The 21561-nt window shown below is 33.9% G+C and carries 10 protein-coding genes; all 10 read right to left on the minus strand.

Annotated elements, in window-relative coordinates:
- Positions 1 to 12 precede the first annotated feature (12 nt).
- On the minus strand, positions 13 to 7056 hold the full coding sequence (locus tag bsdE14_RS05410) for a carbohydrate binding domain-containing protein (RefSeq protein WP_264848942.1): 7044 nt from the start codon (positions 7054 to 7056) through the stop codon (positions 13 to 15).
- A gap of 252 nt (positions 7057 to 7308) precedes the next feature.
- Positions 7309 to 8226 (minus strand): UDP-N-acetylmuramate dehydrogenase, encoded by a 918-nt coding sequence (gene murB / locus bsdE14_RS05415; RefSeq protein WP_264848943.1) that lies wholly within the window; start codon positions 8224 to 8226, stop codon positions 7309 to 7311.
- Between the two features lie 132 nt (positions 8227 to 8358).
- Positions 8359 to 10224, minus strand: coding sequence for an excinuclease ABC subunit UvrC (gene uvrC, locus bsdE14_RS05420; protein WP_264848944.1), 1866 nt, complete (start codon positions 10222 to 10224; stop codon positions 8359 to 8361).
- Positions 10225 to 10489: 265 nt separating this feature from the next.
- On the minus strand, positions 10490 to 11917 hold the full coding sequence (locus bsdE14_RS05425) for a peptidoglycan D,D-transpeptidase FtsI family protein (protein WP_264848945.1): 1428 nt from the start codon (positions 11915 to 11917) through the stop codon (positions 10490 to 10492).
- An 18-nt stretch (positions 11918 to 11935) separates the two neighbouring features.
- Positions 11936 to 13132 (minus strand): FtsW/RodA/SpoVE family cell cycle protein, encoded by a 1197-nt coding sequence (locus bsdE14_RS05430; protein WP_264848946.1) that lies wholly within the window; start codon positions 13130 to 13132, stop codon positions 11936 to 11938.
- An 8-nt stretch (positions 13133 to 13140) separates the two neighbouring features.
- Positions 13141 to 13575, minus strand: coding sequence for an FHA domain-containing protein (locus tag bsdE14_RS05435; protein ID WP_264848947.1), 435 nt, complete (start codon positions 13573 to 13575; stop codon positions 13141 to 13143).
- 122 nt (positions 13576 to 13697) lie between these two features.
- The gene (gene uvrA, locus bsdE14_RS05440) at positions 13698 to 16520 is read right to left on the minus strand and encodes an excinuclease ABC subunit UvrA (RefSeq protein WP_264848948.1); all 2823 of its coding nucleotides are present in this window, start codon (positions 16518 to 16520) and stop codon (positions 13698 to 13700) included.
- Positions 16521 to 16536: 16 nt separating this feature from the next.
- Positions 16537 to 18519, minus strand: coding sequence for an excinuclease ABC subunit UvrB (gene uvrB, locus bsdE14_RS05445; protein ID WP_264848949.1), 1983 nt, complete (start codon positions 18517 to 18519; stop codon positions 16537 to 16539).
- 259 nt (positions 18520 to 18778) lie between these two features.
- Complete coding sequence (locus tag bsdE14_RS05450; protein WP_264848950.1) at positions 18779 to 20149, minus strand: PDZ domain-containing protein; 1371 nt, start codon at positions 20147 to 20149, stop codon at positions 18779 to 18781.
- Between the two features lie 102 nt (positions 20150 to 20251).
- A complete protein-coding gene (locus tag bsdE14_RS05455) occupies positions 20252 to 21451 on the minus strand; it encodes a S41 family peptidase (RefSeq protein WP_264848951.1) in 1200 nt (399 codons plus the stop codon).
- Positions 21452 to 21561: the final 110 nt, after the last annotated feature.

A 21561-nucleotide genomic window follows, 5' to 3' on the forward strand; every position in this document is an offset into this window, starting at 1 on the left:
ACTAACCGCCTCCTAATTATATGGAACAAAAATTGACTGATATCCAGATTTCAGTAGGTCCATTATGGCATCTCTCTCTCTCGGCACAGGCTTCCCTGATAATGTTTGTTTTCCAACTTGAACTATCCATTTTTCTCCGTTAGGTTCTGTAATAAGCAAATCGCCATATCTACTGCGTTTAAGTCCATTTTCTATTGGAACATAAAATTCGCGCTGTACTTTACAATCATACTTTTCTAGCAGACTCTGAACTTTTGAAATAGCTTCTTGATGTGCAGGTGAACCCTTTTTTCCATAAGGATTTCTTACTATTTTTTGAGTTGCATTTACTGCCTTCTGTATTATGTCTCTTCTAGAAACAGTCCTTTCTACAGATGACTCTATCTCTGGCTGTGATTTCTCTGCCATTGTCATGGCACCTAGAGCTATAAGCCCTCCTAAGCCACCGCCGCCGCCTTCTGTTTGGTCTCTCCAAGAGAATCCATCTGGGTCTTCCCTACTTATAGGATTATTACAACAGTATGCAAACACGTTATGGCTGAGTAATTCCCCTATCTTTCCCGCTACTGCATCAGCATTGATAAACCTCCCCCACTCTGGATTATAGTAACGGCTTTGAATATAATACAGCCCAGTCTCGGTATCATACCTATACCCTCTATATCTGTAAGGGTTTTTAACTCCAACACTATCTTTTAAGCTTCCATCAATTGATATAAGCTTACCCCAAGTATCATAAGTATAGCTTACTACCTGAGTACCATTCTTATCAAATAGTCCTATAATATCTCCTTGAGCATTTCTTATATAGTAATATTCTACACCATTGAGGTTCATTGAAACAAGGTGTGCTGAACTGTCATAAGTGTAATATATCTTATCTGTACCATTATCCTCATAAGTAACTTTATCTCCAATTAAATGATACTTGGTTACTGTTCCATTATAACTTTTTTCAGTTCTTATTCCAGCATCATTATACTTAAACCCTAAAGTTTTACCATTTCCGCTTATAGATTTAAGCTGTCTTCCCTGTTCCCAAGCATATGTGTAACCATCATATGAAATTGGATTTCCAATATTATCATAATCTATACTCTTATTATCATAGCTCTTAAGCTTGTCTTTCCAGTTTGAATCACCATAAGTATAATTATAGATTTTTAGTGGATTATTCGTTTCTATTTTTGTACCACTTTCTACTATTCTAATATCATCCACTGCAAGCCAGCTATAAGCTGTAGCATTAAATCCGAACCTTAATTGTATTGAATTAACTCCATCTGGACAAGTCCATGTTTGTGTATACTTAGTCCATACTGGATTTTCTGCAAAGGTCATATTAAGTCCAAGATAGCTACCATTACTTAGCCTAACATAGCTTGAATGACCATTAAATTTACCCGATGTTGCTTCCCTATGATAAAAGCTTATATCATAAGTCTTTCCTGGTACTACTGGAGTTACTGCGTTAAGATATGCATAGTTATCTCCAGCTCCACCATCCATGAAGAAGCATCTGCTTCCTGTTCTTGGATTATTATCTCCTGCAAAGCCTGGTCCAGTTATCCTTGTTGCTCCTATTCCAACTCTTCCTTCTATATCTCTAAGATTAGCCTCAAAACCACCATCTATAAGCAAATTATTTGCACTAGTTTCTTCAATTCTTATGTCATCTATTGCTAGCCAGCTGTAAGCTGTAACATTGAAGCCGAATCTTAGTTGTATAGAGTTTACTCCTTGAGGGCAAGTCCAGGTTTGAACATGAGGTCTCCATACTTGGTCACCTACTAGACTCATATTAAGTCCAAGATAGCTTCCATTGCTTAATCTTGCATAGCTTGAATGATCATTAAATTTACCTGCAGTAGCTTCCATGTGATAAAAACTTATATTATAAGTTTTACCCGGTACTACAGGTGTTACTGCATTCATATATGCATAATTGTCCCCTGCTCCGCCATCCATGAAGAAACATAAATTTCCCGTTCTTGGATTATTAGGTCCTCCAAAGCCAGGGCCGGTAACTTTAGTTGCTCCTGAGCCTACTCTCCCTACACCATATCTTGTACCTTGCTCAAAACTTCCGTCTCCAAACAATTCACTTCTTGGTTGCTCTAATATTCCATCAGTTATCATAGGTGCTGTTGTATATGCATACTCGGACTTAGATAGTATATTTCCACCAGCATCGTATACATATTTGAAAGTTTTGTTTAAAGATTCATTATCTTCTCTTATAGCCTCATTTGCTTCATTGTAATAATACTTTATTTTTTTACCATTCTGAGTAATAGTATCAATATTGCCGTTTTTATCATAAGTATAATTTATTTTGCTGCCATTATTATTTACTTCACTAACCTTAGTAGTAGCAGAGCCATTTACTCCAGGCAAGTAATCATAGGTTGTACTTACTGATGCAGCTCCAGTGCTAATTATTTTTGATTTAAGCCTTGCTATAGCATCATAGCCATAACTAACGGTTTGTCCACCATTTATTGTTGTAATATTAGGTTTGTTGTCTTTATCATAACTATAAATTGTAGAGTAAGTATTATTGTTAATTTTATCAGTTAATTTACTTAGGTTATTATTCTTGTCATACTCATATCCTATTGTATTACCATTTGAATCCTGTGATTTGGTAAGCCTGTCAGCTGAATCATAGATATATCTGTAGTTAATATTATTAACCAAATCACTATGGTATCCTAGGTTTCCATTAGCATCATACTTATACTTAAACTTTTCAACTCCGTCAACTTTTTTTGATATTACTCTATCTAAAACATCATATATATTTTCTACCTTTTGTGAATTTCCATATGTGGAACTCAGAAGTTTGCCAGTTCTAGGCTCATAGCTATTATTTATTAAGTTTTGATTTCCTACAGCTACAGCAGTATTATTTCCTAAGGAATCATATCCAAAGTTATAGCTGAATCCATTATGAGTTATAGTCTTTATTCTATCTTTTTCATAGCCGTAGCTGTTAGTTATGGTTTGACCGTCAACACTCTTTGATACACTATTAAGTCTATCCAAATTAGGATCATATTTATATGAAGTTACATTACTTTTTGCATCAGTAACACTGTTTAAAAGTCCCTTAGTTTCATCATAATCATACTTAACAGTATTTCCTAGTGAATCAGTTAAGGATTTCATATAGTTTCCACTATCAGTGTATGCTGCGTTTGATTCTACAAATAGAGTGGCATCACCTATTTTACTCTTCTTAGGATTTCCATAGGAATCATATTCAAATGAACACACCACATTTTCAGCAGAAGTTGATTTTGTTATATTATGTTTTCCATCATACTCATAGGTAAAGTTATTTCCCTTAGGGTCAGTGGCTTTTACTAAATCATTATTAGTGCTATATTCATATTTTGATTGCTGGCTTGACAAATCTACTGTGGATACTACATTACCCTTTGAATCATATTGATAACTTGTACCAAATTCCTCTTTATATATCTGAACTCCATCAAAATAAGCTGTACCAACGTTATTTTTGTAAACAAGGTATACACTTATATAACTATAATCTGTATCCGCAACTATCACATCGGATACATACTGCCATTGAGTGGAATAATAGCTTGGCCTTAATATCTTCCACTGAGAACCTCCTACAGCAATAGCATATTCACATCTCCTATCCCCATCTAATGGTACCGAATTAGCCTTTATCCATGCTCCAACAGTGAGTACATCGCCTTTCTTTCCAGATACATTAATGCGCTGTTGAAGTTCCTTATCCTTATTTATTGCACCTGTAAGCTTAAATGCATTTAAATCTAAGTTGCTGGCACCTATCGCTACATCACTTTGAGTTAGTGTATCTGAAGAATCAGAATTTACTACCTTGCTCCAGTAGCTTGGTGTATCTGAACCATATTTAAAGTCAGCATTTTCAACTAGATTATATCTATTTGCTAAATCTCCATCTTCAAGCTGTAAACAATCAAAATATGCTGTACCTGTAGCTCCAACTATACCAGGTCTAAAATATACAGTATTATCAGTTGCATTACTTGGTATAGTAAAGGACATTTCATATCTTTGCCACTCTGTATCGCCTGTTACGAACTGTGTATTTGCATTCTGCCAATTGCCGGCACCGTCCTTATATAGAACAAAAATCGTAGCGCCAGCATTACTAGCATTTGATATCCCCTTAGCCTTTACATATCCTGACAAGGTATAAGTCTTGCCCTTTTCAAGCTTTAGTTCCTGACTGAAAAATTGTCTTTCTGTAGTATTAGTTTTTACAACCTTTAAGCTTCTAATTCCAGAATAATTTTCTTCGGTTGCATAACTAGAAGAACCTGTTGAACCAGTCCAATAATCTGATATCCAATCAGAATCTAACTCTGCATTATGATTTTTCAGATAGTTTACTACAGTTTTCTGAAGCTTAGATTCAAGTTGAAGCTTATTTACTCCACCATTTGCATCATTTTTATTATAGTATTTATAGTATTTTGCATTTCCAAGGTTATCCTTTACACTAATGGTATTCCCCATATCATTAAAATAGTAGGTATTGCTCTTTTTGTTTGGATCTGCTTCATCTACATAAGTTGTACTGTTATTACTATAGGAAATGCTATACTCTCCTCCCATAGTACCATCCTTATGTTTTTCAATCACTTTACTTACCCTATATGGTACTGGGTTATAATATTGGTACTCAAGTCTATAGCCATCATAGTTTTCAGCACTTAACAACTTATCATCAGCATCATAAGAATACACTGTTTTATTTCCATCAGCATATACTATTTCTGTTAATCTCTCGCCATCATAATTATAGGTAGCTACTGTCCTTTGACTTGGGTCTACTATAGTTTTAAGCCTCTTATTAGCATCTACAAATAAGTTCGTAACTCTTCCTGCACCATCTTTTATAGTTCTCAGTGTAGTTCCATCATAACCAAGAATCATCATATTTCCATTTTTATCTTGAATATCTATTAAAAGTCCATCACTTCTAAAGTGCAGCTTGTTATCTTTATTATCTTTTACAGTATATGTACCATCAGAATTTTTAGCCATAGTTAAATCAAGGCCTGATTCATCCTTATATACACCTGAATTATTTTTAAAATAGTGCATAGTACCATCTTCATCAATATAGGTATAGTACATTTCACCATTCATAGGAACTTCATTAACCCTTTGATAATAATTAAGTCTCCAGCCTGATCCATATCCTATTTGTGTGTGCTTTTCATTACTATTGAATACATGCTTTATATTCATTGGAAGTCTGCTTCCACTCATACTATAATCATCATGAGTAAAGACTAAGTTTCCACTATAATCATTAATATAGCCTGTTCCTGCTCTTCCAGCACTCTGAGAATGATATATCCAGTAGCTTTCAAGTCCTGCATTACTTGTATAGTTTATTTGTGCGTAAGGTAGATACCCTCCAACATAACTTGTATTATCAGAGGCTGTAAATTCACAATAACCTGCATTCCCTTGATTTTTTAATGCTAGTCCATAATTAAAGCCAGAGGAGTACCAGTCCTTTGCAATGTTAGTAATGTTCCAAGTGTAATTTTTTAAAAAGGCTCCATGAACTATCTGATAGTCCTCTATTCTTTCATCAATGAGTGACCTATATCTCCATGTTATATTTTCTGATATCCAATCTTCTTTTACCTTGTGTACGTTTACTTGATTATCAATACCTGAGTCATTTTGAAGCGATAAGTTCAAATAGGCTCCAGTAACAACATCTGAAGATTTTATATTTGGTAGATTAAATTTAATATAAGTAATATTGTTGCCGTAGCTGCTGCTGTATCCTGTTCTAAGCAGCTGATTTGTATAATAGTTAGTATCTGGATATTTATCCGATACTACAGTGTCCTTTATTTGATTAGATCCTACAGGCGTAATAACTGGTGGATCAATAGTAACAGGGTATTTCCTTTCCTTATCATTAAGCCACTCTTTGTCTGGAATTACACTCAATACATATCCTGCAGGGTCCTTAACTAAATTTAATTTTATACTGCCGCTTGTTTTTTTATTAGCATCTATCATATAAGGTGCTGTCATTGTAAACAATACTTTTTTGCTATCTTTTTTATCATAAAACAGTACTGTGCTTTCATTTTCAAGCTTCGCTTCTAAATCTACGGTACCTAAATCAAATTTAAACTCTGGCTTATCAATTTGCTTATTAATAATTATATTTTCTTTTACCTTTTTTCCTGTTAGTATGTACTGCAAATCTACATTATTTAAAGCTTCTTTGAAAGTAACTGTAGAAGAGTACTTTTGTAAGGCTTTTTTCTTCTCATTGTTAGCAATAGTATCTTTAATGCTGTTCTTTTCTTCAGCACTCTTATTTTTAAATTTACTATCATTTTCTATCTTGTCTTGCGCTTCTTTATCTGCTTGCTTATTTATATCTTCTTCAGTAATTTCTTGAACTTTTGCCTTGGAATTATTAGCGTCCCTTAAACCCCAGTAGATTTCATAATTGTCTTTTTTTAAGCTTACTAATTTATTTGAGTTAGCATTCTTTGCTATTTTTGTTTTAAATTCATTATTTTTATTTTCAATAATATTTTTATCACTATCAACCCAATTGCTTAAGTTCTTTTTATTTCTTAATAATTCCTTATACATATTTCCTTCGGATTCATCGCTTTGTCGTATATCCGAAATCTTATCTTGAACCTTTAAATTCACATCATCTTTTTCTTCCAGAGTGTTATCAATGTCCTTCAACTTTCCGTCTTCTTGATAATGCACAGCCTCCGGATATACTACAGCCTCGTAGGTCATATCTTCCTTTAGGAAGTGTTTAACATTTTCCTCTCTTTTATCTTCCACCTCTTCTAGAATTTTAACTTCTTTACTCTTGTCTTCCTGGTCTTGTCCCCCATTTACTTTAGCTGCGCTCTCTGTGCTCTTATTGGAGTTAGATGTTACATTTTCCGCCAAAACTCTTGATGGTATTGCAGTGATTAACATCAAAACAGACAAAATCACAGAAATAACCTTATATTCTTTCTTCATAAAACCGCCCCCTGAAGTTGTAATAATAGCATAATTTTACATAAATTGTATCATAAATATGTTATTTTGTAAAATATTAGTTTTACCTATCAATAATTATACTATTTTAAAATCAATAATATCAAAATATAACTTTACTTTAATATCTTTTTGTATATAAGGTTCTAATATTAAATGGAGGCATATAAAAAATAATGCACAATATTACATTGTGCATTATAAATATGTTGCTTAAAATCTCTTTTCGTTATTTTACAAATCTTCCCCAATAATTCTTACTTCTGTATGAAGTTCCACTCCAAAACTTTCTTTAACTGTGTCCTGCACCGCTTTAATTAGGTCAAGAATATCTTTAGCTGATGCCTGACCTCTATTTATTATAAAGCCTGAGTGTTTTTTAGAAACCTCAGCATCACCGATGCTAAAGCCCTTAAGTCCACAGTCTTCAATTAATTTTCCTGCAAAATATCCTGTTGGTCTTTTAAAGGTACTACCTGCTGAAGGATACTCTAAAGGCTGCTTATCTTCTCTTCTTCTAGTTAAATCCTCTATTGTATTCTTAATTGTATTATAGTCTCCCTTTTGGAGTTTAAAGGTTGCTTCAAGTACTGTATATCCATATTTTATTACAGCGCTCATTCTATATCCTAGCTCTAACTGCTCTTTATTTAGTCTTAGAATATTTCCTTCTTTGTCAACCACTACTGCCTCTTCAATAACATTAGCGATTTCACTGATGTATGCTCCAGCATTCATAGTGACAGCTCCACCTACACTTCCTGGAATACCACAGGCAAATTCAAAACCTGTTAAGCTCATTTCTAAAGCTTTTTTAGATACATTAGAAAGTTCAGCTCCACTTTGAACTATAATTTTTTCACCATCTACTTCTAGTTTATTAAGACTTGTAAGCTTTATAACTACTCCTCGTATCCCGCCATCTCTAACAAGCAGGTTTGAACCATTCCCAATAATATAAAAAGGTACCTTTTCAATATTACAACTTTTTATAACGCTTATAGCCTGATCAATATTTTTTGGTGTAACTAAAATATCAGCAGCTCCACCCACTTTAAACGAAGTGTGATTCTTCATTGGCTCATCTATTGCTATATCTTCTGGATTTAATATATGTTTCAAATTTTCACTAAAATTTTTATATTGGTTCATCATGCCTCTCCTCAAAAATTATTAAAATTACGCATATATCAAGTATAATGTATGCTTTATGTGTGTATCAAGTTATTCTCGATTAACACTCATTCTAACACAAAACTATTTTACCATTTTGTGTATACTTTATCAATTATTGTCCTTAAAGTAGCTTAATATACTATCTGCAGCCTTTTTTTCTATAGACGGTGTATCTAAAAGTTCCTCCAAAGAAGCTTTTTTGATACTTTCAATACTTCCAAATTTCTTTAGAAGTTCTTTTCTTCTCTTTTCACCTACATTAGGTATATCTTCAAGTACTGAGTGTAAAACTCTTTTATCTCTTAAAGTTCTATGATAAGTTATTGCAAATCTGTGCACTTCATCCTGTATTCTAGTAATTAAGTGCATAACATTGGAAGTTGGCTTTATTTCAACCTCAATATTATTATATATTAAACCTCTAGTATTGTGCTTATCATCTTTTACCATACCACATACAGGAATATCTATATTAAAGCTTCTTAAAACCTCAAGTGCTATATTTACTTGCCCCTTACCTCCATCCATAAGGATAAGATCAGGAAACACACAAAACTTTCCAGAACTTAATTCTAGGTTTCTCTCCTGAATGTTCTGAATTTCATCTAAGCCGTGTTGAAATCTCCTCTGAAGTATTTCTCTCATACTATCATAATCATTAGCACCTTTTACAGTCTTGATCTTAAATCTTCTATAGTCACTATTCTTAGCCCTGCCTTCCTCAAAAACCACCATTGTTCCTACAGAATCTACGCCCTGAATATTAGAAATGTCATAAGCCTCAATTCTATGTGGCAATTCTTCTAAATCAAGAAGATCTGCAAGTTCTCCAAGGGCTACCTTATATAGTTCCTTATCTTGCATATATTTAAGTTTAAACTGTTCCAAAGTAATCTTTGCATTTTTTTCAACCATATTAAGCATATTTTTCTTCTCGCCCTTTTGAGGAAGTTTAATCCAAACCTTAGAACCTCTCTTCATTGTAAGCCACTGTTCTAAGAGTTCACCGTCCTCTAAGTCTGGAACATAAATGTTTTTAGGAACAAACGCTGTTCCTCCATAAAAACTCTTAATGAAATCTGAGAGAATTTCGCCCTTTTCTTCTCCTGAAGTGTTCTCTAAAATAAAATGCTCTCTTCCTGAAACCTTGCCATCTCTTACAAAGAACACCTGAGCACAACTGTCCATTTCATCGCTAAAAATGCTGATATAATCTTCGTCTTCAAAATTTCCACTCATCATCTTTTGTTTTTCTCTTATTTTCTCAACAGAAAGTATCTTATCCCTAAGAGAAGCTGCCTTTTCGAATTCAAGATTTTCAGCAGACTCCTCCATCTGAACCTTTAAATTATTAATAATTTTTGTGTCCTTTCCAGAAAGTAACTCTATTACATCATTAATAATCTTTCCATACTCCTCCTTACTAACATAACCGCCGCAAGGAGCATTACAAAGGCCAATATGGTAATTCAAACAAGGCCTTACCTTATTTTCGCCCTCTTTTATATGCATTTTACAGGTTCTAATAGGAAATATTTTTTTTATTAACTCCAAGGTTTCATATACAGCAGTAACATCTGTATAAGGTCCAAAATATTTTGCTCCATCTTTTGCTAACATTCTTGTCATAAATACTCTTGGAAAATCTTCATTTGTAGTTACTTTAATAAAAGGGTAATGCTTATCATCCTTAAGTAATATATTATATCTTGGTTTATATTTTTTTATTAAATTGCACTCTAAAATCAAAGCTTCCATTTCAGAATCAGTAACTATATACTCAAACTCCGCTATGTTTTTAACCATAGCCTTTACCTTTTCTGAATGGTTTTTAGAACTTTGAAAATACTGTCTTACTCTGTTTTTAAGTATCTTTGCTTTTCCAACATAGATAATCTCCCCAAGGGAATTTTTCATTAAATAAACCCCTGGTTTATCAGGTAAGTTCTTCAAATGGTACTCAAAGTCAAACATAAATTCTCCTTTCGTCGAAACACAGGGTAAGTATCTATTAAATATACGATATTAACCAATAATTTAAATGGGTATAATCTCACATATTGTCAATTTACCACCTATTTCCTTGAAAACACATAAAATATGCAAAATATTTCCCTGGAAATGTCGTTAGATGTTAATATATATTTCTCTTTTTAAAACAAAAAGAGCTCAATATCTGCAATATACTGCAAATATCAAACTCTATTATACCATAAAACATTTGTATATAAATAGGAACTTACTTTTTAAGTGCTGATTTCATAACTTGCCCAGCAATTTTTGCAGCAGCTATTCCTCCCTGACCACCGTCTTCTACAATAACAGCTACAGCTATCTGTGGATTGTCGTAAGGTGCAAAACCTATAAACCAGGAGTGAGGAATTGAATTAGGCTCATCATTATGATCCGCAGTCCCTGTTTTTCCTGCTACTTTTATTCCTGGAACCTCTGCATTTCCTCCAGTTCCATTTGTAACAACCGCTCTCATATAATCCTTCATAATAGCTGCATTATCCTTAGAAGTTACATTTGAAAGAATCTGAGGTTCTATGCTTCTTACTAGATTTCCCTTTGGATCAATAACTTCCTTAACTAAAGATGGTCTCATCATAACACCATCATTAGCAATTGTACTTGCTACAAGGGCCATTTCCATAGGAGTTGCCAAATCAGCTCCCTGTCCTATAGCAGTTTGAGCTATATTTCCAGGTTCAGTCTTAGGAACTTTGGGAAATTTGCTGTTCTCAATAACTAATCCCTCTGAAGGGATATTTTTATTAAAATAAAACTTTTCAGCCGTTTCCTTAAGCTTATCATTTCCAAGCTCCATACCTATAGTTCCAAAAAAAGCATTACTTGACTCATAATATGCCTCCTTGAATCCTATATTGCCAAGTACTTCTCCACCAAAATTATTTAAAGAGTACTTGTTATTAAAATATATCTTACCCTTATCTTCAAATCTTCTTGTGGTTATACCCTTTATATTCTCTAAAGCACTTACTGAAGTAACAGTTTTAAAGGTTGATCCCGGAGGATAAAGTCCTGAAGTTGCTCTATTAAGTAACGGTCTATTGCTGCCTTCCTTATTTAAATCAGCCCAAGAATTAGCCAAATCATTAGGATCAAAAGAAGGCTTTGATACAAGTGCAAGAACTTCTCCTGTCTTTGGATTTAACGCCACCACTGCACCTCTATTATCTCCCAGCATATCAAAGGCAGTCTTTTGAACATTATAATCCAAGGTTGTCTTTAAGTTCCTTCCTATCTTTTCTTCAGCCTTACCCTTATTTTTTATATACTCTATTAAACTTTGGCTCTGTGCATGCATTAAATCTGGGTCATAGGTGTTTTCTAATCCAGTCATGCCGTATTTAATATCTACGTATCCAAGGGCATGAGCAAACAGAGCACCACCTGTATACTCCCTTTTCTGAGTTTCTGTATTAACTCTATCACTCTTGGTTAGTGGCTTCATATTTCTATCATAAATTGTACCTCTAAGAACCTCATTTCTAATTGCCCAAAGTCTTTTATTATACTGACTCTTAGCAATATCCTGAGCTTTAAAAAGTTCGAAATATGTTATGTAGGAAATTATACTTATAAAGCAAAGTAAAAATACTATCATAACCTTTTTTATATTAATTGATATATCATTTTCCATTACACTCTCTCCTTCCTGCTAAGCCTCAGATATCTTTTGAATTATACCTAAAGAAGCAAAGGTAATTAACATAGAGGTCCCTCCATAGCTTACGAGAGGTAAAGTAATTCCTGTTAACGGAATAAGATTAACAACACCGCCGAGGATAACCAGTGCCTGTGAAGCTATAATTGCGCTATAGCCAACTGCTAAAAGCCTTGAGAATTTATCCTCTACATATATAGAAGCTCTCATACATCTGTAAAAAAGCAAGAAGTATATGATTATTATACCTAAACCCATTACTATTCCCAGTTCTTCGCATATAACTGTGAAAATAAAGTCAGATATATTTACCGGAATATATTTGGGAAATCCATAGCCTAAGCCAGTTCCAAACATTCCTCCCCATGCAATAGCAATTAACGACTGAACAATTTGATAACTTTGATCAGTAGCATAAGGCCAAGGATTCTTCCATATCATAACTCTTAGCCTTACATGACCGAACAGCTTATAGCTTAAAAATGCACCTATTATAAAGAGCACTAAAGCAGTAAGTACATATTTAAACTTTGAGGTAGATATATAAAGAATAGTAATAGAAAGTGCAAATATTATTAGCGCTGTACCAAGGTCCTTTTGAAGTACTACAAAACCTAGGCATACCATAACTACTATAGCAGGTTCAATTAAATCCTTAAAATCCTCATAATCTTTAAGTGCAGAAGCTAAATATGCAGTAAGAAAGAGTTTTCCCATTTCAGAAGGTTGAAAGCTAAAGCTTCCAATAAAAACCCAGTTCTTAGATCCATATCTTGCACTACCTATAGCTAATGCCATTCCCATAAAAATTATGGTCATAACTAAATAAAAGTATTTATATTTTTCATACTTTTTTAAATCTGGAAGCATGACAACAATAATTATATAAGCTGCAACACCTAGTGCAAACCAAATAAGCTGCTTTACAGCTGTAGAAGGCTCCAATCTATATAGTGTCATAATTCCAATTACAGAAAGTATACTTGCAAAAATAAATATGTATTTATCCCCATCAGGATAAAATCTTCTTATTACAAAGTGAGAATAACCTATTAATACACAGATTATTGCTGCAAAAACTAAGGCCCCTTTATCAAAGGGCTGCTTTAGAAGAGCCAAGTTTCCAAAACATACTAGACATAATAGATATGTGTACCTTAGAAGCTTCCTCTCATCTCTTACGCTATCCACATTATCACCTATCCTATTACTTTAAAGGCTGCGCTTCCTATTTCGATTTCATCCCCAACCTTTAATATGATTTTACCATCAATTCTTTCACCGTTTAATAAGGTTCCGTTAGTACTTCCCAAATCCTCAAGCATATAATCCGTATTCTTAATAAATACTCTTGCATGATGACCAGATACAAATTGATCATCCATCACAAGCACATTATTCTCTTTTCTTCCTATAGTCACTTCTCTGTTTATTGGAAGCACAGAACCTTTTTTTAGTATAGAGTTACGCCCTGGATCTAAAACCTCGAGTCCAAAAGCTTTTTTCCTTGTAACCTTTTTTCTTCCTCCATTTTTTATGTCCTTATACATAATCCTTAGAGCAAATAATATTATTATATATACTATCCCTATTATTATAAATCTAAAAATCACTGTAAGTCTGCTGAAATCCACTAAATCCACCTACCTTAAACCTATATTTTAAAATTAAAAAATTTTAATTAGCCTTTGATTCAAAATTGTAAATCGTCAACGTCAAAAGACTAGCATTAATTTTATATGCTAGTCTTTTATAATTATAACATCTTTTTTAAATATTGTCCTGTATAAGAATTTTCATTCACTGCAATTTGCTCAGGGGTACCTGTGCAAAGAATAGTTCCCCCATTATTGCCTCCTTCAGGACCTAAGTCAATAATATAATCAGCGGACTTTATCACATCAAGATTATGCTCAATAACTATTACAGTATTTCCACCATCTGTAAGTCTTTGAAGTATTGCTATAAGCCTGTTCACGTCATCTATATGAAGTCCTGTAGTAGGCTCATCTAGAATATAAAGTGTCTTTCCAGTACTTCTCTTTGAAAGCTCATAAGCGAGTTTAATTCTTTGAGCCTCTCCTCCAGATAGTTGTGTAGATGGCTGCCCAAGTCTTACATAACCTAAGCCCACATCCATAAGCGTTTGTAACTTATTCTTAATTCTAGGTACATTTTCAAAAAATACTATAGCTTCTTCTACAGTCATATTAAGAACTTCATCAATGTTTTTGCCCTTATATTTTACCTCCAACGTCTCTCTGTTGTACCTTTTTCCTTTACAAACCTCACATGGCACATAAACATCAGACAAGAACTGCATCTCAATCTTTATAATGCCATCACCACTGCAGGCTTCACACCTTCCGCCTTTTACATTAAAGCTGAACCTTCCCGGCTTATAGCCCCTCATTCTGGACTCAGCTGTAGTAGAAAACACCTCTCTAATCAGGTCGAATACCCCAGTGTAAGTTGCAGGATTAGAACGAGGTGTTCTACCAATAGGACTTTGATCAATATCTATAATTTTATCGATATTTTCGACCCCTAAAATCTCCTTATGCCTTCCTGGATTATCCTTTGAGTTATTTAATTTTTTATGGAGTCCCTTAAATAATATTTCATTAACAAGAGTACTCTTTCCAGATCCAGATACTCCAGTAACAGCGGTAAATACTCCTAATGGAAAGTCTACAGTTATATTTTTAAGGTTATTTTCTTTAGCACCAGCTACGGTGATTACCTTACCTGTTACAGCTCTTCTTTCACTAGGGACCTCAATCTTCTTCTTTCCGCTCAAATACTGACCAGTAATAGACTCTTCACATTTTTTTATATCCTCTAGAGTACCTACTGCAACTACCTTTCCTCCATTTTCACCGGCCCCTGGTCCTATATCTACAATAACATCAGAAGCTATCATAGTATCTTCATCGTGTTCAACAACAACAAGAGTATTTCCTAAATCCCTGAGATGCTTTAGTGTTGCTATAAGCTTGTCATTGTCCCTTTGGTGAAGTCCTATGCTAGGTTCATCCAATATATACAGTACTCCTACAAGGCTTGAACCTATTTGCGTAGCAAGTCTTATTCTTTGTGCTTCTCCCCCAGATAAAGTTCCTGCATTTCTTGCCAAATTAAGATAATCAAGACCTACATCTACTAAAAACTTTAATCTGCTTTTTATTTCCTTTAATATTTGATTACTGATTATAACATCCTTCTCTGAAAGCTTTAAGCCCTCAATAAAATCTAATTCTTCTTTAATGGCTAACCTGCAAAAATCACTTATATTTTTACCCCCAACTGTTACTGCAAGCGCTTCAGGTTTAAGCCTATCGCCCTTACACTTAGGACATGGAGAATTACTCATATAGTTTTCTATTTCATTCTTTATATAATCTGAATTACTTTCAAAGTACCTTCTCTTTAAATTGTTTATTACACCTTCAAAAGCATGATTAAACTCACCAGTCCCTGACTCTCTCTCATATCTAACCTTTACCTTATGTCCATTAGTACCATAAAGTAAAATATCCACAATTTCCTTTGGCAGCTCACATATAGGTGTATCTAAACTAAACTTATATTCCTTTGATAAGGCCTTTAAAACACTGTAAGTCCAAGAATCTTCTTTGCCGCTGGTGCCACTCCAAGGTACAATAGCTCCTTCAGCTATACTTTTGTTTTTATCAGGTATAACCAAGTCTTCATCTATTTCCATAAGTGTTCCTAGTCCATCACAGCTATCGCACTTACCAAAAGGAGAATTAAAAGAAAACAGTCTTGGAGCAAGCTCATCTATGCTTATTCCACAATCTGCACAGGCAAATTTTTCGCTAAATAGAATGTCCTCTCCACCAATAACATTCACTATAACTAGTCCTTCAGCTTGAGTAAGTGCAGTTTCTAGTGAATCTGAAAGTCTGCTTCTTATATCATCTTTTATAACAAGTCTGTCTACAACAGCTTCTATATTGTGCTTTATATTTTTTTCCAGCTTAATTTCTTCATCAGCAAGCTCTATTATTTCTCCATCGATTCTAGCTCTAACAAAGCCATTCTTCTTTATATTATCAAGAACCTTAACATGCTCTCCTTTTCGTCCTCTTATTATAGGTGCAAGGATCTGTATCTTTGTTCTTTCAGGCAGTTCTATAATTCTATCCACCATTTGATCTATTGTCTGCTGCTTTATTTCCTTACCGCACTTTGGACAATGTGGTACTCCTATTCTGGCATATAGAAGTCTTAAGTAATCATATATCTCAGTTACAGTTCCTACCGTGGAACGTGGATTTCTGCTGGTGGTCTTTTGGTCGATAGATATAGCTGGCGACAAACCCTCTATATATTCTACATCAGGTTTATTCATTTGGCCTAAGAACTGTCTTGCATAAGCAGAAAGTGATTCTACATATCTTCTTTGTCCTTCTGCATAAAGCGTATCAAAAGCTAAAGAAGACTTACCAGAACCTGAAAGGCCAGTGAATACTACAAATTTATCTCTTGGAATCTCTAAATCTACATTTTTTAAATTGTGCACCTTTGCACCCTTAATTATAATTTTATCTTTCATGCATTTCTTCCTTTCACTACTTTGTCTTCTGCTTTTTAAGCTTGAAGATTATATCTCTAAGCTGTGCTGCTCTTTCAAATTGAAGATCTTTTGCTGCCAGCTTCATTTCACTCTCGTATTTTTCTATGAGTTTATCAATATTTTCATTATTACCTTGAACTGCTTCTTCTAGACTGTTATATTCTGCATTTTCTTCTGCAACTGTAGATATTTCAATTAGTTCTCTTATTTCCTTCATAATAGTCTTAGGTACAATACCCATTTTTTCATTATATTCCATCTGCAGCTTTCTTCTTCTATTAGTCTCACTAATAGCAGCCTCCATAGACCTTGTAATATTATCAGCATACATTATAACTTTACTCTCGGAGTTTCTTGCAGCTCTACCAATGGTCTGAATAAGTGAGGTCTCTGATCTTAAAAAGCCCTCTTTATCCGCATCTAGAATGGCCACCATTGCTACTTCTGGAATATCTAAGCCTTCTCTTAAAAGGTTTATACCAACAAGCACATCAAATTCACCCTTCCTAAGATCTCTTATAATCTTAGTTCTCTCAAGGGTGTCAATGTCTGAGTGCATATAGTTGATCTTTACATTCATCTCTTTAAAATACTTTGTTAGATCCTCAGCCATTTTCTTGGTTAGTGTAGTAACAAGCACTCTAAACCCTCTATCTATAGTTTCATTTATTCTAGCATAAAGGTCATCAATCTGTCCCTTTACAGGCTTAATTACTATTTCCGGGTCCAGCAGCCCTGTAGGCCTTATAATCTGTTCCGCTACAACTTTAGAATGCTCTAATTCATAAGCTGCAGGTGTAGCACTTACAAATAAAACCTGGTTCATCTTTTGTTCAAACTCTGAAAACTTTAGAGGTCTGTTATCAAATGCACAAGGTAGTCTAAAACCATACTCTATTAAGCTTTCTTTTCTTGATCTATCGCCGCCATACATTGCTCTTACTTGAGGCAGTGTAACATGGCTTTCATCAATAAAGATCATAAAATCATCTGGAAAGTAATCAAGTAAAGTCTTAGGTGGAGTATTTGGTGCTCTGCCATCAAGTACTCTTGAGTAGTTTTCTATGCCGCTGCAATATCCAACTTCTCTTATCATTTCTATGTCAAAGTTTGTTCTCTGCTTTAACCTCTGAGCTTCCAGAAGCTTATCTTGAGCAGTAAGCTCCTTAAGTCTGTCTTCAAGCTCAAGTTCTATTTGCTTTATTGCAACTTCCAGCCTATCCCTTGAGGTAGCAAAGTGGGAAGCTGGGAATATAGATACATGCTTTAGTGAATTAATTATTTCTCCAGTTAATGAATCAAATTCCCTTATCCTATCTATTTCATCACCAAAGAATTCTACTCTAATAGCCTTACTTGTTGATGATGCCGGAAAAATATCTATTACATCCCCTCTAACTCTAAAGGTTCCTCTCACAAAATTGATTTCATTTCTCTCATACTGAATTTCAACTAGTTTTTTTATCACTTCGTCCCTGTCTTTAACCATACCTTCTCTTAAAGATATAGTAAGGTTTTTATATTCTTCTGGGTTACCTAGACCATATATGCAGGATACTGAAGCAACAATTATAACATCCCTTCTCTCAAATAGCGCAGATGTAGCAGAGTGTCTAAGCTTATCTATCTCATCATTTATAGATGCATCTTTTTCTATAAAGGTATCAGTCTGAGCAACATATGCCTCAGGTTGATAGTAATCATAGTAAGATACAAAATATTCCACACTATTTTCAGGAAAGAACTCTCTAAATTCGGAACAAAGCTGCGCAGCCAAGGTTTTATTATGCGCAAGTATTAAAGTTGGCTTTTGAACTCTCTCAATAACATTAGCCATAGTGAAGGTCTTTCCTGAACCTGTTACCCCTAAAAGTGTCTGAAATTTATCTCCTTTATTTATAGACTCAACCAATTTGTCGATGGCTTGTGGTTGGTCTCCCGTAGGTTTAAATTTTGAATGTATCTTAAATTCGCCCATATTCCCTCCTGAATTCCTTATATTATGCTAAATTCCAATATCCCATAAGATGTTTATGTCATATATTACTTAATGTACAATCGATAGTAATTATTGAACATTTGTTCGCTATATTAATTTTATACTTTCCTATTATTACTGTCAATAATTCTAATAGAATTGTATTAAAATTTCTATAGTAGATTTAAGGGGATTTTTAAATAGGGTTCCAAACAAACCGTCCCCGTAGCAAAAAAATAAAAGCAGAAAACCTCTGCTTTTACTCCTGACTGCTATTATTATCGTCCTTATTATTATCATCTTTATTGTTATCACTATTATCTTTCATTTTATTTAGAATGTCTCTAAACTTTGATTCTTCAAGTTTTACGATAGTACTCTCACTTGGAATATTTTTAGGCACAAATACTATTCCAAGCCTTTTGTTAGAATTAAGTTTATTGTACTCAACATCTTTTATTTCTTTTTTAGCATTTTTAAGTTTAAAGGATATAAAATTACTACCTTCCTTGGATGCATTGAGAATATCCTGCTCGTTCTCTATTTTCCTGCCATTAACATCTATTAGTAGATCTCCACTCCTTATTCCCATCTCTTCTGCAGGTGAGCTAGGTGCTACTTCTAATACCATAATACCTTCATCAGAACTAACATATTTTGGTTTACCTGATACCTCAAGGTATCTAGTATAGTACAGCATTAATTCGTGAGCTACAGGAGCAAATATTAGAACTAACGCTTTATAGAAAATTCCATATACAGACACTTGAGCTAATAGAAATAATGCAATACTATAAATTATAAGTGCTGTCCCTGAAACAAAAGTTTTTTCTTTTTTACTTCTAGTAAAAGTAATGCTGTTGTATCCAATTACCCCATAAAAGGCAAATAATCCAAGAGCTGCATCTTTAACAAGCGAAATTGGAGAAGTTCCTTTAAGAAGCGGCCACCAATTTGGAGTTGCCACTTGCTCAGTAAGTCCAACGCTTCCAGTTTTATGAACTATAAAAAACAATGCTATTGGAAGAGCCCAGTATCTTTTAAGGGCAAATCCACCTATAATTTTGTTATCTCTATTCGTAAACACAGGTAAAGCTCCTCTGCTGCCATCAACCATAACTAGTATTCCTTCTACCAAATGGAGCACTGCAACCATAGTCATTAGAGAGGTTATATCTATATTAAGTACATTTATATTAGCCATATCTATAGTATTTCCAGCAATATTTATACTTGTACCAGCATAGCTTTTTGCTATTATATCTAAAATTAAACTTATAGCTCCCAGCAGAGCACCTGAATAGGCAAAACAAATGAACTTTGGATTCCATAACATAAAGAAAATTGAAATTAAAAAAATTAAATATATGGCGGAATTTTCACTAAAAGCCACTCCAAGATATGATAGTATAATGCTTCCAATGGCTCCTGCAAAAATACCAATAACAATTTGAGAAACAGTAAGTTCCAAAGGCGAATTCATACCCTCTCCAATTATCATCTTTTGCATAGTTACTGTTTTCCTATTTTGACTATGTAGTATAAACGCTAAAATAATTAATATTAAAACAAGCTCTGGGTCAGTTATTGCATACGCCACAGATCTTAGGGTGTATATCAAAATGTCCATTAAAAAAAAGTTCTCCTCTCAACAGTAATATTATGGCATATACAAATTACGAACTTCCATAATTCATATATGCCTAATATACACTACAAATTGTATCTTAGTCTATTTCATTTTATCTTTTATTACTTCTATTGCTTTATTAAATTGAGGATCTAAGCTTCTATCGTACTTTTCAGCAACGCTCTTAGGTAATTCTACTTCTATATCCGGCTTTATTCCTGTACCGTGAATGTTCTCTCCATTTGGTGTATAATACTTTGATATTGTAACTTTAAGAGCTGTTCCATTTCCAGTGTCTAGGATAGTTTGAACTACACCCTTACCAAAAGTTTTCTTTCCTATTAGTGTACCTAACTTATAATCCCTTACTGCACCTGATACTATTTCTGAAGCACTAGCAGTACCTTCATCTGTAAGTACCACTAAAGGAAGATTTATAGCCGCTCCACCTTTAGAATCATACTTTTTCTCATTCTTATATTTATCAATTGTTGATACTATTGTTTTTCCCTTAGGAATGAAATTAGATACTACATCTACACATTCATTAAGAAGTCCACCTGGGTTTCCCCTTAAATCAAGCACTAATCCCTTCATACCTTTACCTTGAAGTTCTTTAAGCTTTTTATTAAAGTTTTTAGCTGTATTTTCATCAAACATGGATATTCTTATATATCCTATATTATTTTGGAGCATTTCACCTGTTACAGTTACCATTTCGATCTGTTCTCTATTAACCTTTACATCAAAATCGCCTTTTCCATCTCTAGTCAAGGTCAAGCTAACTGAAGTACCCTTTTCTCCCTTCATCATGCCCACTGCCTTTTCTAAATCCTGTCCTGTAACATCTACTCCATTTACCTTGTCGATTACGTCTCCAGCAAGAATTCCAGCTTTTTTAGCAGGTGAATCTTCAAAAGGAGCTATTACAACTATCTTATTGTCCTTTACTCCAACCTGTAATCCTAGTCCTGTATATGTACCTTCAGTTTGAGTGTTAAAAGAGTCAAACTCTTTTTTATTCATAAACACTGTATACGGATCTTGGAGAGCACTGGTCATTCCCTTTATTGCTCCTTCAACAAGTGCATTGTCATCTATTTTTCCATCATAATATTTGTATAGCTGATTTCTAACCATAAACATCTTTTCAAATTTAGAAATATCACTATATTGCTCCCCACCTATAGCTTTTCCGTTTGGAAGTACGAAAGAAAGCTTACTGCTAGCATAAAAAGTTAGCCCATTTGTAATTATTAGTGCTGCAACTGTTCCAATTATCCACTTCTTCTTGCTTGTCATTTTCACCCTCCTGAATTTCTTATTCCATATATAAACACCCTACTTATATATATTTATATAAATACTACATAATTATAACATTAAAAAAAATAAATTTGCAAAAACAATTG

The sequence above is a fragment of the Clostridium omnivorum genome (genome assembly GCF_026012015.1).
GTDB classification, from domain to species: Bacteria; Bacillota; Clostridia; order Clostridiales; family Clostridiaceae; genus Clostridium_AX; species Clostridium_AX omnivorum.